The organism is Candidatus Accumulibacter aalborgensis (assembly GCF_900089955.1).
Lineage (GTDB): Bacteria > Pseudomonadota > Gammaproteobacteria > Burkholderiales > Rhodocyclaceae > Accumulibacter > Accumulibacter aalborgensis.
The window spans coordinates 59,907-73,774 of sequence record NZ_FLQX01000001.1; the positions used below are offsets into that span (position 1 = coordinate 59,907).

General features: G+C 62.8%; 18 protein-coding genes. 6 read left to right on the forward strand and 12 right to left on the reverse strand.

The window, feature by feature from the left end; all coding sequences use genetic code 11:
* Positions 1 to 3 precede the first annotated feature (3 nt).
* The 6 genes from ACCAA_RS00275 (at position 4) to ACCAA_RS00295 (ending at position 4,766) form a co-directional block, all read left to right on the forward strand.
* Positions 4 to 933 carry a hypothetical protein gene (locus ACCAA_RS00275; RefSeq protein ID WP_186405251.1) on the forward strand — a complete coding sequence of 310 codons (930 nt, stop codon included), beginning with the start codon at positions 4 to 6 and terminating at the stop codon, positions 931 to 933.
* 124 nt (positions 934 to 1,057) lie between these two features.
* The gene (gene tolB / locus ACCAA_RS00280; RefSeq protein WP_186405252.1) at positions 1,058 to 2,350 is read left to right on the forward strand and encodes a Tol-Pal system beta propeller repeat protein TolB; all 1,293 of its coding nucleotides are present in this window, start codon (positions 1,058 to 1,060) and stop codon (positions 2,348 to 2,350) included.
* 40 nt (positions 2,351 to 2,390) lie between these two features.
* Entirely contained in the window at positions 2,391 to 2,927 is a 537-nt protein-coding gene (gene pal, locus ACCAA_RS00285) for a peptidoglycan-associated lipoprotein Pal (RefSeq protein WP_186405253.1), read from the forward strand.
* A 1-nt stretch (position 2,928) separates the two neighbouring features.
* Positions 2,929 to 3,711: a tol-pal system protein YbgF gene (ybgF, locus tag ACCAA_RS21825; protein WP_245754354.1), complete on the forward strand. Its 783-nt coding sequence runs from the start codon at positions 2,929 to 2,931 to the stop codon at positions 3,709 to 3,711.
* Positions 3,712 to 3,715: 4 nt separating this feature from the next.
* Complete coding sequence (gene queE, locus ACCAA_RS00290; RefSeq protein ID WP_245754355.1) at positions 3,716 to 4,375, forward strand: 7-carboxy-7-deazaguanine synthase QueE; 660 nt, start codon at positions 3,716 to 3,718, stop codon at positions 4,373 to 4,375.
* 19 nt (positions 4,376 to 4,394) lie between these two features.
* Positions 4,395 to 4,766: a PilZ domain-containing protein gene (locus ACCAA_RS00295; protein ID WP_186405255.1), complete on the forward strand. Its 372-nt coding sequence runs from the start codon at positions 4,395 to 4,397 to the stop codon at positions 4,764 to 4,766.
* Positions 4,767 to 4,976: 210 nt separating this feature from the next.
* On the opposite strand, the gene ACCAA_RS00300 is transcribed toward ACCAA_RS00295, so the two are convergent.
* From ACCAA_RS00300 to ACCAA_RS00355, 12 genes are all read right to left on the reverse strand, one after another.
* Positions 4,977 to 5,366 (reverse strand): DUF2237 family protein, encoded by a 390-nt coding sequence (locus tag ACCAA_RS00300; RefSeq protein WP_186405256.1) that lies wholly within the window; start codon positions 5,364 to 5,366, stop codon positions 4,977 to 4,979.
* On the reverse strand, positions 5,363 to 5,557 hold the full coding sequence (gene iscX, locus ACCAA_RS00305; protein WP_186405257.1) for a Fe-S cluster assembly protein IscX: 195 nt from the start codon (positions 5,555 to 5,557) through the stop codon (positions 5,363 to 5,365). The genes ACCAA_RS00300 and iscX overlap by 4 nt, the downstream gene beginning before the upstream one ends.
* The gene (fdx, locus tag ACCAA_RS00310; protein ID WP_186405258.1) at positions 5,554 to 5,895 is read right to left on the reverse strand and encodes an ISC system 2Fe-2S type ferredoxin; all 342 of its coding nucleotides are present in this window, start codon (positions 5,893 to 5,895) and stop codon (positions 5,554 to 5,556) included. Before fdx ends, iscX begins: the two co-directional genes overlap by 4 nt.
* Entirely contained in the window at positions 5,892 to 7,793 is a 1,902-nt protein-coding gene (gene hscA / locus ACCAA_RS00315; RefSeq protein WP_186405259.1) for a Fe-S protein assembly chaperone HscA, read from the reverse strand. The genes fdx and hscA overlap by 4 nt, the downstream gene beginning before the upstream one ends.
* A gap of 67 nt (positions 7,794 to 7,860) precedes the next feature.
* A complete protein-coding gene (hscB, locus tag ACCAA_RS00320; RefSeq protein WP_186405260.1) occupies positions 7,861 to 8,379 on the reverse strand; it encodes a Fe-S protein assembly co-chaperone HscB in 519 nt (172 codons plus the stop codon).
* An 84-nt stretch (positions 8,380 to 8,463) separates the two neighbouring features.
* Complete coding sequence (gene iscA, locus ACCAA_RS00325; protein WP_186405261.1) at positions 8,464 to 8,787, reverse strand: iron-sulfur cluster assembly protein IscA; 324 nt, start codon at positions 8,785 to 8,787, stop codon at positions 8,464 to 8,466.
* A 39-nt stretch (positions 8,788 to 8,826) separates the two neighbouring features.
* Positions 8,827 to 9,222: a Fe-S cluster assembly scaffold IscU gene (iscU, locus tag ACCAA_RS00330; RefSeq protein ID WP_186405262.1), complete on the reverse strand. Its 396-nt coding sequence runs from the start codon at positions 9,220 to 9,222 to the stop codon at positions 8,827 to 8,829.
* 24 nt (positions 9,223 to 9,246) lie between these two features.
* On the reverse strand, positions 9,247 to 10,458 hold the full coding sequence (locus tag ACCAA_RS00335) for an IscS subfamily cysteine desulfurase (protein ID WP_186405263.1): 1,212 nt from the start codon (positions 10,456 to 10,458) through the stop codon (positions 9,247 to 9,249).
* 58 nt (positions 10,459 to 10,516) lie between these two features.
* Positions 10,517 to 11,674 (reverse strand): cysteine desulfurase family protein, encoded by a 1,158-nt coding sequence (locus tag ACCAA_RS00340; protein ID WP_186405264.1) that lies wholly within the window; start codon positions 11,672 to 11,674, stop codon positions 10,517 to 10,519.
* Between the two features lie 13 nt (positions 11,675 to 11,687).
* Positions 11,688 to 12,182 carry a Fe-S cluster assembly transcriptional regulator IscR gene (gene iscR / locus ACCAA_RS00345; protein ID WP_186405265.1) on the reverse strand — a complete coding sequence of 165 codons (495 nt, stop codon included), beginning with the start codon at positions 12,180 to 12,182 and terminating at the stop codon, positions 11,688 to 11,690.
* A 57-nt stretch (positions 12,183 to 12,239) separates the two neighbouring features.
* The gene (cysE, locus tag ACCAA_RS00350; RefSeq protein ID WP_186405266.1) at positions 12,240 to 12,992 is read right to left on the reverse strand and encodes a serine O-acetyltransferase; all 753 of its coding nucleotides are present in this window, start codon (positions 12,990 to 12,992) and stop codon (positions 12,240 to 12,242) included.
* A 43-nt stretch (positions 12,993 to 13,035) separates the two neighbouring features.
* Entirely contained in the window at positions 13,036 to 13,851 is an 816-nt protein-coding gene (locus ACCAA_RS00355) for an RNA methyltransferase (protein ID WP_186405267.1), read from the reverse strand.
* Positions 13,852 to 13,868 lie beyond the last annotated feature (17 nt).

Here is a 13,868-nt window from a genome sequence, read left to right on the forward strand (position 1 = left end):
CCGATGATCAAGACCATCGCCTTGAACGCCCATCAACTCGACCTTTTTTTCGATTCGCGCGAGGTCACGCTGGTCAACGAGGTGGTCGCTGCCTTGTGCGCGCACGACAGCGAGCGCGCGGCGCAGAGCATCGCCTGCCTGCGTGCCGAAGCGCCGGCGCACCGGGATCTGGAACTTTTCGACAGCCTGCTGGCTTTTCTGGCTCTGTTCGGGCAGCTATGCCGCGACGCCGACCTTGCCACGCTCGACCAGGAGGCCCTTGAAGAGGTGCTGGTGATTCTCGATACGCAGATCATCCCGTGTGCCAACGTCCTTGGCGCTGCTGCCAAGGGCTTCCTCAGGTTCTTCTGGCGGCAACTGGCGCGCGTCGCCAATCACCCTTTCGACCCGGCACGACCGCAGCTTCACGCCGCCGATCTGTTCCTGCACGCCGAAGCCTACGATGCGGTCGAAAAGGCGGCGAACGGCATCGTCGGCCACGCACGGGAGCGCGCAGTCCTGCGTTGGCGAGCCATTGCCCGTCATCGCCTGAGCGGCCTGAAGGGCGCACGCCCGCAGATCTTCTTCCTCGCCTGGCACGCTGCCGGCGATTTTCCAGCCGTGCTCAAGGAACTGAATGACCCGCTGCTCGACCGGAACTGGCTCGACTTTCAGGCCGACCTCGACGATCTGGACGCGAGCTGGTTTCCCGCCTGGTATCTCCTGCGCTACCCGGAAGCGGCGAGCGATGTTGGCACCACGCTCGTGCAAAGCATCGACCAAGGCAGCCAACCAGTCCCTGCGGCGCAGGCCTTCCTTCTCCTGACACGAATACTCGACCTCGATAAACTGGGCCACAGCCGCGCACTGGTCGAACAGCGCGAGCGGCTGCGAGCCATTGAGGGCGGATTTTTTGCCGCTTACATGCGCTCGAGAAGCGTCCAGCAGCGCTAGCTCCAAGGTGTCGCCGGCAAGAAGCGCGTGCCGTTTGCCGGTCGCTGGCGACATGATCACGTTTCGTTACCAATTGACAGCATTCAGAGGCGATATAATCGCGCATTCTGTCCTGGACTGCCCCATGTTTCCACTCGTGCTCAAACTCCGTCGGCTCGGCCTGCTCGCCGTCAGCACACTGGCTCTGCTGCAGGCGCCGGCGTACGCCCAACTGACCATCGAGATTACTGGCGCCGGGGCCAACCGCATCCCCGTGGCGATTGCCGAATTCGGCGGAGAAACAAGCGCTGCTCGCGTCGTGACCACCGTCGTGCGCGGTGACCTCGAACGCAGTGGCCTGTTCAAGATGGTCGACACCAACGGCATGGCCATGACCGAGGCGTCGACCCCGGTCTATGACGACTGGCGGAGCAGGGGCGCCGACGCGCTGGCGGCCGGCAGCATCGGCGAGACTCCTGATGGTCGAAAGGAGGCGCGCTTCCGCTTGTTTGACGTCAACAAACAGAGCATCCTGGGCGGATCTGCATTCGTCACCTCGAAGCCCATGCTGCGTGCCGCCGGCCATCGCATCGCCGACATGATCTACGAGAAGCTGACCGGTGAGCCGGGCATCTTTTCCACCCGCGTCGCCTACGTCGTCAGGGCCAGCGCGACGCGCTACGAGTTGCACATCTCCGACGCCGACGGACAGAACGAGCAGGTGGCGCTGATCTCCAAGGAACCGATCATTTCGCCAGCCTGGTCGCCTGATGGCACGCGCCTGGCCTACGTTTCCTTTGAAAACAAGAAACCGGTGGTCTACGCTCACTCGCTGGCCTCAGGGAAGCGTATCGTCGTCGCCAACTTCAAGGGCTCCAACTCGGCGCCCGCCTGGTCGCCCGATGGTCGCAAGCTGGCCGTAGTGCTGAGCAAGGACGGCGGCTCGCAGATCTTCACCGTCAACGCCGACGGTTCGGGCGTGCAGCGGCTGACGACCGCCAGCGCGATCAATACCGAACCGAACTTCTCTCCGGATGGGCAGTCGGTGTACTTCACCTCGGATCGTGGCGGCAGCCCGCAGATCTATCGCGTCGGCGTCGGCGGCGGCGAACCGCAGCGCGTGAGCTTCGATGGCAGCTACAATGTGACCCCGCGCCTGTCACCGGACGGCAAGTCGATGGCCTTCATCAGCCGGCGCGAAGGCAGTTTTCGTCTCAGCGTGATGGACCTTGCCAGCCGGCAGGTGCAGGTCCTGACCGACTCGCACAAGGATGAATCACCCAGTTTCTCACCCAACGGGAGGATGATCCTGATCGCCACCGAGCAAGGCGGTCGCGGTGTGCTCTCGGCGGTATCGATCGATGGCCGCATCAAACAGCGTCTTTCCATTACGGCGGGCGATGTGCGCGAGCCGGCGTGGGGCCCCTTCAACAAATAAGCATTCGTCGTCAGTCCGAATTTTCTGCAGGAGAAACACCATGAAGCAACTCGTCATCCCCGCCGCTCTGATCCTTTTGATCGCTGCCTGCAGTTCGACGCGCGAGGGCAGCGACCAGGCCGCCGGTGGTGGTGCGCCCGTCGAGACGCGTGGCGGGTCGGGAGGCGTGACCACGGTCACGACGGGCGGCGTCGAAACGCGCGGCCTGCCGGCAGCGCTCACCGATCCGCAAAGCATTCTCTCGAAGCGCAGCGTGTATTTCGATTATGACAGCTACGAAGTCAAGGCTGAATACAAGGATCTGGTGACCGCCCACGCCAAGTTCCTCACCGATAATCGCCAGTTCAAGATTCTGATCCAGGGCAATACCGACGAACGCGGCAGCCGCGAGTACAACCTGGCGCTAGGTCAGAAGCGGGCCGACGCAGTCAAGAAGATGCTGGCCTTGCTCGGGGCCCGCGAAGAGCAACTCGAATCGGTCAGCCTGGGCGAAGAAAAGCCCAAGAACGAAGGCCATGACGAAAGTGCCTGGGCCCAGAACCGCCGCGGCGACATGCTCTACACCGGCGAGTTCTAGGATGTCGGAGCCGTCGCATCGTCGCTGGGCCGCCCTGCAGGCGGGTGCGCTGTTACTCGTGGCCATCGGCGCGCAACCCGTGCGTGCCGGTATTCTGGATGACGACGAAGCACGCCGTCAGGTCAAGGACTTGTCGATCAAGACCAGCGAACGCTTCGACACCGTCTCCAAAGGACAGATCGAGCTGGCCAACCAGACGCAGGCGCTGCGTGAAGAGAACGCGCACCTGCGTGGCCAGATCGAGACGCTGACCTATGAGCTCGATTCGGCCAAGAAGCGACAACAGGACTTCTATATCGACCTCGACGGACGCCTGCGCAAGCTCGAAGCACCGCTGACGGCCAGCGTGGAGGCAAAGCCTGCCGAGGAGAACAAGGCCGCCGCCGAAGCGCCGAGAAAGCCAGCCAGCGACCCGGCCATCGAAACGCGTGAATACGAGGCCGCTCTCAATCTGTTCAGAGCCAAGAAGGTCAAGGAAGCTGCCGCGGCTTTCGACGCTTTTGCCAAAGCGCACCCGGACAGCACGCTGACGCCAAGTGCTTACTACTGGCTCGGCAACGCCCATTACGCGCTGGGCGACTGCAAGAAGGCGATCGATGCTCAGCGGGTGGTGGTCAGTAAATGGCCCGCCAACCCCAAGGCGCCCGAAGCGCTGCTCAATGTGGCCACCTGCCAGCACGAACTTGCCGACGCCAGGGGAGCGAAAGGTACGCTGGAAACGCTGGTCGCCAAGTACCCGGAAAGTACGGCGGCGGTCACCGCCAGGCAGCGCCTCAAGAAGTAGGCGGGTGAACGCCTCCCTACGACCGCTGTCGCTGAAAATCAGCGAGATCTTCCTGTCCCTGCAGGGCGAGACCTCCCGTGCCGGGCTACCGACCGTTTTTGTCCGCCTGACCGGCTGCCCGCTACGCTGCGTCTGGTGCGACACTGCCTACGCTTTTTCCGGCGGCCAGACGATCTCGCTTCCGGAAATCATCGAGCAAGTGGCGTGTCATGGCGTCAACCATGTTTGCGTGACCGGCGGCGAACCTCTCGCACAGCCAGCGTGCCTACCCTTGCTGAGCGCCTTGAGCGATGCCGGCTATGCGGTGTCTTTGGAGACCTCTGGCGCACTCGATGTGGCCGAGGTAGACGCGCGCGTTTCGCGCATCGTAGACCTCAAGGCGCCTGGTTCCGGCGAGTTTGGCCGCAATCGGTGGCAGAACCTGGCGCTGCTGACCGCCAACGACGAGCTCAAGTTCGTCCTCAAGGACCGGGCAGACTACGAGTGGGCGCGCCAGTTGGTCCTCGATCGCCGGCTGGCGGCCCTCTGTCCGCTGCTCTTCTCCCCGGTCGACGGTGAACTGCCTGCGGCAACACTGGCCGACTGGATACTCGCCGATCGCTTACCGGTACGCTTTCAGTTGCAGTTGCACAAGCTGCTTTGGGGTAACATCCGGGGCAAGTAATCTTTGCGAGCAAACTGCCGTGAACGCCGATCGCCGCCACTCTTCCCGCATCGCCTTTGCTTCACCGGCGCAACTGATTCTCGCCGACCGCAAGCTTGAAGTGCAGGTCCTGGACCTGTCCGTGAAAGGCGCGCTCGTCGGCTTGCCGGAGGACGCCGATGTCGTCGGCGGAGCCACTTCCGTACTGCACATCAACCTCGAAGACGGCGAGGAGATCTGCATGGAGGGCACGATTGCTCATGTCGAAGGTCGCCAGGCCGGCCTTGTTTGCCACTCGATCGACATCGACAGCGTGACCCACCTGCGCCGCCTGGTCGAACTCAACATCGGCAACGCCGACCTCCTGCAGCGGGAACTTTCGGCGCTGCTTGCCCAGCATTCAGGCTCTTGATCAGGCAGCTCCGGCTACCAGCAAGACTGAATAGGGCAGCGCTGGCGGGTCATTGCCGCATGGCGTTGCGCACTGCGTCGCCCACATTCTCTTGATCTCTGGCTACCAGATCGGCCAGAGGCCCCGGCTGAGCAAGTCAGTTGCTGCGCCACAGCTTGTCATGTGCGGCGTGTCAAGGGAGCGACGAATCTCTCGCCAGTCGCGCCTGCGTCAGTTCAGGTCGATCGCGTGCCGCTTCAGGTCGTCAAGGGTGACGATCAGCAAGCAGGCTTCATTGGTGGAACTGAGGACGACGCGCGGTGCCTTGCCGGCGTGCAGCGCTTCGCGCCAGCGCGCCGCGCACAGGCACCAGCGATCACCCGTTTGCAGGCCGGGGAATCCGAACTCGGGGCGGGGCGTGGACAGGTCGTTGCCGCGGGCTTTCGAGAAGTCGAGAAACTCGGCGGTCAACACGACACAGATCGTGTGACTGCCGAGATCCTCGTCGCTGGTGCTGCAGCAGCCGTCACGAAAGAAACCGGTCATCGGCCTCTCGCTGCACGACCCGAGCAAGCCGCCGAGAACGTTGCGCTGGCTGCCGCCAGTATCGTCTGGTTTCATGTGACTTCGTCGATCCAGGCCTGCTGGATTGCCTCGAGAATCTTCTCGCCGCAGTGGCGGGAATCGTCTTCGAAGCCGGGCAAGGCGAGAACCCAGTTCATCAGGTCGACGAAATTGATCTTCAGCGGGTCAAGCTCGGGATGGGCCTCGGCAAGTTCGATGGCCAGGTCGTTGATGTCGGTCCATTTCATCGCTTGCCCTCCTTGGTCATGTTGATGGAGTAACGCGGAATCTCGATCACCAGCGGTGTGTCGTTGACCATCGCCTGGCATGACAGACGCGAGTTCGGTTCCAGGCCCCAGGCCTTGTCGAGCAGGTCGTCCTCGACCTCGTCGGACGCTTCAAGCGCGTCAAAACCTTCGCGAACGACGACGTGACAGGTGGTGCAGGCGCACGACATCTCGCAAGCGTGCTCGATAGCGATGCCGTTCTCGAGCAAGTTCTGACAGATCGATTCGTCGGCTCGCGCGTCGATGACCGCGCCGTCGGGGCAGAGTTCGATGTGCGGCAAAACGATGATCCGGGTCATGCCACTTCTCCGGTCGTCGCGACGGCGGCTTCGCTATCCAGCTCGCTGATGTGGCGGCCGGCAAAAGCCCGGCGAATCGACTTGTCCATGCGTCGCGCGGCAAAATCCTTGGTCTCGGCTTCGAGGTCATCCATGGCCAGCACGATCTGCCGGCGGTTGTCGCCGAGCGTGGCATTCTGTAGTCTGATGATGCCGTTCTCGACGCGCGCCATTTCGTCGGCCGCCAGCAGATCGCCATCGGCCTTGAGCGCCGAGCGCACGGCTTCGATCAAGCGTTGCGCCTCGACCTGGGATTCCTTGAGTGCTCGGCGCAGCGCGTCGTCCCTGACGTGCGCCAGCGAATCCTTGAGCATGCCGGCAATCTCGTCGTCCGACAAGCCGTACGATGGCTTGACGACGATGCTGGCCTCGACTCCCGAAGTCTGTTCCTTGGCGGCGACCGCCAGCAGTCCGTCGGCGTCGACCTGAAAAGTGACGCGAATGCGCGCTGCGCCGGCGACCATCGGCGGGATGCCACGCAGTTCGAAGCGCGCCAGCGAACGGCAGTCGCTGACCAGTTCGCGCTCACCCTGAACGACATGTACGGCCAGTGCCGTCTGACCATCGCGGAAAGTGGTGAATTCCTGCGCGCGCGCGGTCGGGATCGTCGCGTTGCGCGGAATGATCTTCTCGACCAGGCCGCCCATCGTTTCGAGACCCAGCGACAGGGGAATGACATCGAGCAGCAGCCAGTCGTCGCCGGCAGCGCGGTTACCGGCCAGCAGATTGGCCTGCGTCGCGGCACCGATGGCTACCACCTTGTCGGGATCGAGATTGTTCAGCGGTTCCTGCCTGAAGAATTCACCGACGGCCCGCTGTACCTGTGGCATGCGCGTGGCGCCGCCGACCATCACCACGCCCTTGACCTCGCTCACCGACAGCCCGGCGTCGCGCAGCGCCTTCTTGACCGGCTGGATGGTCTTGGCGACCAGGGTCTGGGTGATTTCGGCAAAGGTTTCGGTGGTCAGCGTCAGATCGACCACCTCACCGCTGTTGAGCCTGGCCGTGACCGGCGCAGCGCCATGAAAGGTCAGGTACTCCTTGGCTTCACGGGCACGCGTCAGGAGCATGCTCGCATCCTCGACGGACAGGGGCTTCAGCTTGGCTGTTTCCAGGATCCAGCAGAAGATTCTCTGGTCGAAGTCATCGCCACCGAGCGCCGAATCGCCTCCGGTCGACAGGACCTCGAAGATGCCGCGCGAAAGTTTGAGGATCGAGATGTCGAAAGTACCGCCGCCGAGGTCATAGACGGCATAAACACCCTCGGCCGCATTGTCGAGCCCGTAGGCGATGGCTGCCGCCGTCGGCTCGTTGAGCAGTCTCAGAACCGGCAGCCCGGCGACCCTGGCGGCGTCCTTGGTCGCCTGGCGCTGCGCGTCGTCAAAGTAAGCCGGCACAGTGATCACGGCACCGACCAGCGGTCCGCCCAGCGACGCTTCGGCACGCTGGCGCAGCGTGCGCAGGATGTCGGCCGATACCTCGACCGGGCTTTTCAGCCCGGCGGCGGTGTGCAGGCGCAGCATCCCGCAGCCATCCTGAAAGACGTAGGGCAGCGCCTCGCGGTGGGCGATGTCGGCGAGCCCCCGGCCCATGAAACGCTTGACCGAAGCAATCGTGTTGCGTGGATCGACTGCCTGCCTGGCCTGCGCCTCGTAGCCGACCTCGCAGCGGCCGTCGGCAAGATAGCGGACCACCGAAGGCAGCAGGGGGCGGCCGAGCTCATCGCTGAGGGCGACGGCCAGCCCGCTGCGCACCGTCGCCACCAGCGAATTGGTCGTCCCGAGGTCTATGCCGACCGCCAGCCGGTGCTGGTGCGGCGCGGCTGAATCGCCCGGTTCCGCAATCTGTAGTAGTGCCATGAACAGGTCCTGGTGCTTGTTGCTGGTGGTTTGGCGGCGAGCGATCGACTTCGTCGTCTTACTCGTCCTACTCTTCGCACTCCGCGATGGCTTCATCGATCTCGACCAGCAATTTGTCGAGAAACATCAGCCGCCGCACGCGGTCAGCCGCCTGACCCAGGTCGTGCTGATCGTCGAGCAGCAGCGCGAGTTCCTCGTGGCGCTCAACGATATCGCGTTTCAGCCGATGGTGCAGATGCTCGAGTTCGTGGTGTTGGCCGGCGGCACGTGCTTCCTCCACTGCCTCGCGCCATTCCATCTGTTCAACGAGAAAGTCGGCCGGCACGTTTTCGCTGCCCAGGTCGTGCGCTGCCAGACGCAGCAGGTACTTCGCTCGCAGCAGCGGCTTCTTCAGCGTCTGGTAGCCCTCATTGACCCGCGTCGCCCACTGCAACGACAGGCGCTGCTCGGCGTCGCCGGCGCTGGCAAAGCGGTCGGGATGAACCAGCAACTGCATTTGCAGATAGCGTCGCTCAAGCAGTGCGGCATCCAGCCGGAACGTCCGCGGTAGCTCGAACAGAGAAAAGTGATCGGCGTTGAAGTCCATGGGAAACGGTCAGTCGAGCAGGTGAAGCGGCGGCGAGTGGAGACGAGTGGAGAGGGCGGGGCGGCCACCCTGGCGCCAGGGCGGTCAGACGTTGAAGCTCTCGCCGCAGCCGCAGGCGTCCTTTACGTTCGGGTTATTGAACTGGAAACCCTCGTTGAGCCCTTCGCGCGCGTAATCGAGCTCGGTGCCGTCGAGGTAGGGCAGGCTCTTTGGGTCGACCAGCACCCGCACCCCGTGCGATTCGAACTCGATATCGTCTGGCTGCGCGACATCGGCAAACTCAAGCTTGTAGGCCATGCCGGAGCAGCCACTGGTACGCACTCCCAGGCGCAGCCCGATGCCTTTGCCACGCTTGACCATGTAGTTGGCGACGTGACTGGCTGCCCGCTCAGAAAGTGTTACTGCCATTGATAACCTCCTGCTGTAAGTGCGTTGACGGGTGCGGCATTAACTGGACACATGCTCACTGTGCTTTTTCTTGTAATCGGCGACGGCGGCCTTGATTGCATCCTCGGCAAGAATCGAACAGTGGATTTTCACCGGCGGCAGCGCGAGTTCTTCGGCGATCTGCGTGTTCTTGATGTTCAGCGCCTGATCGATGGTCTTGCCCTTCACCCACTCGGTCACCAGCGATGACGAAGCGATGGCCGAGCCACAACCGTAGGTCTTGAACTTGGCATCTTCGATGACGCCACCCTTGCCAACCTTGATCTGCAGCTTCATCACGTCGCCACAGGCGGGTGCGCCGACCATGCCGGTAGCCACACCCTCCTCATCCTTGGCAAACGAACCGACGTTGCGCGGATTCTCATAGTGATCCAGAACCTTGACACTGTACGACATGCTGTTTCTCCTTTACTGCATTGATCAATGTGCGGCCCACTGGACCGTACTCAGGTCGACACCTTCCTGCACCATTTCCCATAGCGGCGAGAGTTCGCGCAGCCGGCCGATCTTGTCGTGCAGCAGCTTGATCGCGTAGTCGATGTCCTCGGCGGTCGTGAAACGGCCAAGCGTGAAGCGGATCGAGCTGTGCGCCAGTTCGTCCTCGCGGCCGAGGGCGCGCAAGACGTAGGAAGGTTCTAGCGAGGCCGAGGTGCACGCCGACCCGGACGACACCGCGAGATCCTTGATCGCCATGAGCAGTGATTCGCCTTCGACATAGGCAAAGCTGATGTTCAGATTGTGCGGCACGCGGTGTTCCATATCGCCATTGACGTAGACCTCGTCGATGTCCGAAAGGCCTTTGAGCAGACGGTCGCGAAGCATGCGGATGCGCTCGTTCTCGACGCCCATCTCCAGGCGTGCCAGGCGGAAAGCCTCACCCATGCCGACGATCTGATGCGTCGGCAGCGTACCGGAGCGAAAACCCCGCTCGTGACCTCCACCGTGCATCTGAGCGGTCAGGCGAATCCGCGGCTTGCGACGCACGTAGAGAGCACCGATGCCTTTCGGGCCGTAAGTCTTGTGCGCCGAAAAGCTCATCAGATCAACCTTCAGGGCGGCCAGATCGATCATCACCTTGCCCGTCGCCTGCGCCGCATCGACATGGAAGACGATTCCCTTCGCACGACAGATTTCGCCGATCTCGGCGATTGGCTGGATGACCCCAATCTCGTTATTAACGAACATCACCGAGACGACGATTGTGTCGGGACGCAGGGCCGCCTTGAAGACTTCGAGGTCGAGCAGGCCGTTGTCCTGCACGTCGAGGTAGGTCACTTCAAAACCCTGGCGCTCGAGTTCGCGGCAGGTATCGAGGATGGCCTTGTGCTCGGTTTTGACCGTCACCAGGTGCTTGCCCTTGCCAGCGTAGAACTGCGCTGCACCCTTGAGGGCCAGGTTATTCGATTCGGTGGCCCCCGAGGTCCACACGATTTCCTTGGGGTCCGCGTTGACCAGCCGGGCGACCTCGTCGCGCGCTGCTTCGACAGCCGCTTCCGACTCCCAGCCAAAGGAGTGCGAGCGCGAGGCCGGATTGCCGAATCTCTGGAAAAGATAGGGGATCATCGCCTCTGCGACACGCGGATCAACCGGGGTGGTGGCCGAGTAATCGAGATAGATGGGCAGTTTCAGCATTGCTTTTGCTCCGGGTTGTACGTGTTGTGCAAATTGTTGACTGTTCAGAGCTGCGCGCTCAGACGGCCATCGCGGTTAGCCGCTGCAGCCTGGAAACGGTTGCCTGCAGCGTGCTCAGGAAACCGTCGATCTGTTCTTGCGTGTTGCTGCCGCCGAGACTGGCGCGTACGGCGCCCCGTGCCACATCTGGCGTCACCCCCATCGCGCGCAGCACGTGCGAGGACTCGGGGTTGGCGCTCGAACAGGCAGCGCCGCTGGCGGTGGCGTAGCCGTCACGGTCGAGCTTTCCGACCAGCGTGTCGCCATCGAGTTCGGGAAACGCGAAATAGACCGTATTTGGCAGGCGCTCAACCGCCTGGCTGAAGAGCGTCGCGCCGAGTCCGAGCAGTCCCCGTTCGAGTCGCACGCGTAGCGTGAGCAGTCGCCGGGCCACAGCGATCCGGCGTTGAGCGGCCAATTCACACGCCACGCCGAAGCCGACGATCGCCGCCACGTTCTCGGTGCCCGAACGCAAGCCGCGCTCGTGGCCACCACCGGCTATCAGAGGCTCGAGCTCGACGCGCTTGTCGAGCACCAGCGCCGCAGCTCCCTTCGGACCGCCGATCTTGTGCGCCGAAAGGCTCAACGCGCAGACCCCGGCCGCGTTGAGGCGGCGAAAATCGACGCCAATCTTGCCGACCGCCTGCACGGCATCCGTGTGGAAGTATGCGCCCACACTTCGCGCCCGTTCGGCCAGGCACTCGATATCCTGCACCACGCCGGTCTCGTTGTTGGCCAGCATCACCGAAACGATTTTTGGCTTCAGCGCCATCACCGCTGCAAAGTTGTTTTCATCGACCCGCCCGTCGCCATCGACGGTCAACTGGCGCACGGTCCAGCCACGCTTGCCGAGTTGCTCGGCCGGTTTGATCACGCACGGGTGTTCGATGGCACTGACCGCCACGACGCCGGGTTTCAGGCACGCGGCGGCACCCTTGATGAAGAGGTTGTTGGCTTCCGAACCGCCACTGGTGAACACCACTTCGCTGGCGTGTGCGCCAACCGCCTCAGCCACCTGGCTACGCGCCTGGTCGATCGCCCGCCGCGCCGCGCGGCCGTACTCGTGCCCGCTCGAGGCGTTGCCGAACTGACCCGAAAGATAGGGCAGCATGGCCTCGACGACCGCCGGATCGGCGGCTGTGGTGGCGTTGTGGTCGAGATAGACGGGCGCAAACATGGCTGCTGGAAGCTCAGCTATTGAGCGCCATCGCCTTGGCACGCGGTCGTGCGCTGACCCGACGCCGCGCATCGTGCAGGACGGCGATCTCGCCACCCTGCTTCTTGAGCTGTTGCTCGACGAGTTCGTTCAGCGTCACCGAGCTCAGATACTCGAACATCTTGTCGTTGAGCGTCGACCATAACTCATGCGTCATACAGCGTTCGTCGTCGTGGCAGTTCTCACGGCCACCGCACTGCGTGGCGTCGAGGGGCTCGTCCACCGCGCGGATGATATCGGTGACGGTCATCAGGGTCGTTGAGCGCGCCAGACAGTAACCACCACCAGGACCACGCACGCTGTCTACCAGTCCGTAGCGACGCAGCTTGCCAAACAATTGCTCCAGATAGGACAGCGATATTTTCTGGCGCTCGCTGATTCCAGCCAGAGTTACCGGCCCCTCGCTGCAGCGCAGCGCCAGGTCGATCATCGCGGTCACCGCGAAACGTCCTTTGGTCGTTAGTCTCATCTTGTCTCCACCCATAATAGTTGATTGGATTGGTACACTATAGTGACTGCTTTCATATTAGTCAACTATTTTACTCAAGTATTGCGGATCGAACTGGTCGGCTGTCGCCAGTTCGCCTTCGACATCGACACCGGCCTTCTCCAGCTTCCTGAGCAGCAATTCGAAGCGCCGATCAACCGCCACTGCATGGTCGAGAAGGCCATGAATGGCCTTGGCCAGCGGGTCGTCCTGATCACCGGCCAGCGCGTACGCCGAGAAGCCCAACTGCCCGGCCATCTCCTCGCGCTTGCGGGCCTGCGCGCTATCGATGATGCGCGCCGGATTGCCCACCGCCGTCGCTCCCGCCGGCACGTCCTTGACGACCACGGCGTTGGAACCGACCTTGGCCGAAGCGCCGATCGTGATTGGCCCCAGCACCTTGGCGCCGGCACCGATCACCACGCCGTTCTCCAGCGTCGGATGGCGCCGGCCCTTGTTCCATGAGGTGCCACCGAGCGTGACCCCGTGGTACAGCGTCACGTCGTCGCCAATGACCGCCGTCTCGCCAATCACCACGCCCATTCCGTGATCGATGAACAGGCGACGTCCGATAGTTACTCCGGGATGGATCTCAATGCCGGTGAAGAAACGTGCCAGGTGCGAAACCAGGCGACCGAGCCAGCGCAAGCGGTGCGTCCATAACCAATGCGCGCGTCTGTGCGCGACCATCGCGTGAACGCCCGGATAACAGGTCAACACTTCCCAGAAGTTGCGGGCAGCAGGGTCACGGTCGAACACTGATTGGATATCTTCGCGCAGGCGGCTGAACATGTGAGAGAAAGTCCTTGTTCATGTAGGGGCAGGATACAATACCCTACTGTTTACGTCCACTATCGTCCTGCCTCGCCTCGCGCGACTCGCCCTTCCCAGTCAGCGTATGTTCTACCGCGTCGAGCAGCCCGCGCAGGATGTTGATCTCATCGCTTTCGAGTTCGGCTCGTCCGAACAGGCGCCGCAGCTTGGGCACCAGGCGGCGCGGGTGCTGCGGGTCGAGGAAGCCGCTAGCCACCATCACCCGCTCGAGATGCTGGTAAAAGCGCTCTACATCCTGATAAGCCGCCAGCGGCGTGGCAAAGGGCACGGCTTTGCTCACCACCGGCGGGCGACCACCAAAAGCCGCCAGGCGCAATTCGTAACACAACAGTTGCACCGCCGAAGCCAGGTTGAGCGAAGTGTACTCAGGGTTCGCTGGAATGAACACCGTCCGCTGGCAGCGCTGTACCTCGGCGTTCGACAGGCCCGCGGTCTCGTTGCCAAACAGCAAGGCAACCTCACCCTCGTCGGTCCTGGCCAGAATATCGGTCGCTGCCAGACGCGCCGGCATCGCTGGTGGGCCAAGGTTGCGATGTCGCGCCGACAGTGCGTAGGCATGGACGGTATCGGCCAGCGCTTCATCGAGAGTCGCATACACCTCGGCCTGCGCGAGGATGTCGTCGGCCCCTGCCGCTCGGGCGACCGCTTGGTCATCCGGAAAACGCTTCGGATTGACGAGCAGCAAGCGCGACAGGCCCATCGTCTTCATCGCGCGGGCCGCCGCGCCGATATTGCCCGGATGGCTGGTGTGCGACAGGACGACCCGGATTCGGTCGAGCGGCAAACCGGAAGAATGAGACCTTGCAGGCCTGTTCATATTAGAATCGGGGATCT

Bases quoted from the DNA above. Each gene is read 5' to 3' on its own strand.
- ACCAA_RS00275 (WP_186405251.1), top strand. From the start codon at position 4: ATGATCAAGACCATCGCCTTGAACGCCCATCAACTCGACCTTTTTTTC.
- tolB (WP_186405252.1), top strand. From the start codon at position 1,058: ATGTTTCCACTCGTGCTCAAACTCCGTCGGCTCGGCCTGCTCGCCGTC.
- pal (WP_186405253.1), top strand. From the start codon at position 2,391: ATGAAGCAACTCGTCATCCCCGCCGCTCTGATCCTTTTGATCGCTGCC.
- ybgF (WP_245754354.1), top strand. From the start codon at position 2,929: ATGTCGGAGCCGTCGCATCGTCGCTGGGCCGCCCTGCAGGCGGGTGCG.
- ACCAA_RS00300 (WP_186405256.1), bottom strand. From the start codon at position 5,366: ATGAAACCAGACGATACTGGCGGCAGCCAGCGCAACGTTCTCGGCGGC.
- iscX (WP_186405257.1), bottom strand. From the start codon at position 5,557: ATGAAATGGACCGACATCAACGACCTGGCCATCGAACTTGCCGAGGCC.
- fdx (WP_186405258.1), bottom strand. From the start codon at position 5,895: ATGACCCGGATCATCGTTTTGCCGCACATCGAACTCTGCCCCGACGGC.
- hscA (WP_186405259.1), bottom strand. From the start codon at position 7,793: ATGGCACTACTACAGATTGCGGAACCGGGCGATTCAGCCGCGCCGCAC.
- hscB (WP_186405260.1), bottom strand. From the start codon at position 8,379: ATGGACTTCAACGCCGATCACTTTTCTCTGTTCGAGCTACCGCGGACG.
- iscA (WP_186405261.1), bottom strand. From the start codon at position 8,787: ATGGCAGTAACACTTTCTGAGCGGGCAGCCAGTCACGTCGCCAACTAC.
- iscU (WP_186405262.1), bottom strand. From the start codon at position 9,222: ATGTCGTACAGTGTCAAGGTTCTGGATCACTATGAGAATCCGCGCAAC.
- ACCAA_RS00335 (WP_186405263.1), bottom strand. From the start codon at position 10,458: ATGCTGAAACTGCCCATCTATCTCGATTACTCGGCCACCACCCCGGTT.
- ACCAA_RS00340 (WP_186405264.1), bottom strand. From the start codon at position 11,674: ATGTTTGCGCCCGTCTATCTCGACCACAACGCCACCACAGCCGCCGAT.
- iscR (WP_186405265.1), bottom strand. From the start codon at position 12,182: ATGAGACTAACGACCAAAGGACGTTTCGCGGTGACCGCGATGATCGAC.
- cysE (WP_186405266.1), bottom strand. From the start codon at position 12,992: ATGTTCAGCCGCCTGCGCGAAGATATCCAATCAGTGTTCGACCGTGAC.
- ACCAA_RS00355 (WP_186405267.1), bottom strand. From the start codon at position 13,851: ATGAACAGGCCTGCAAGGTCTCATTCTTCCGGTTTGCCGCTCGACCGA.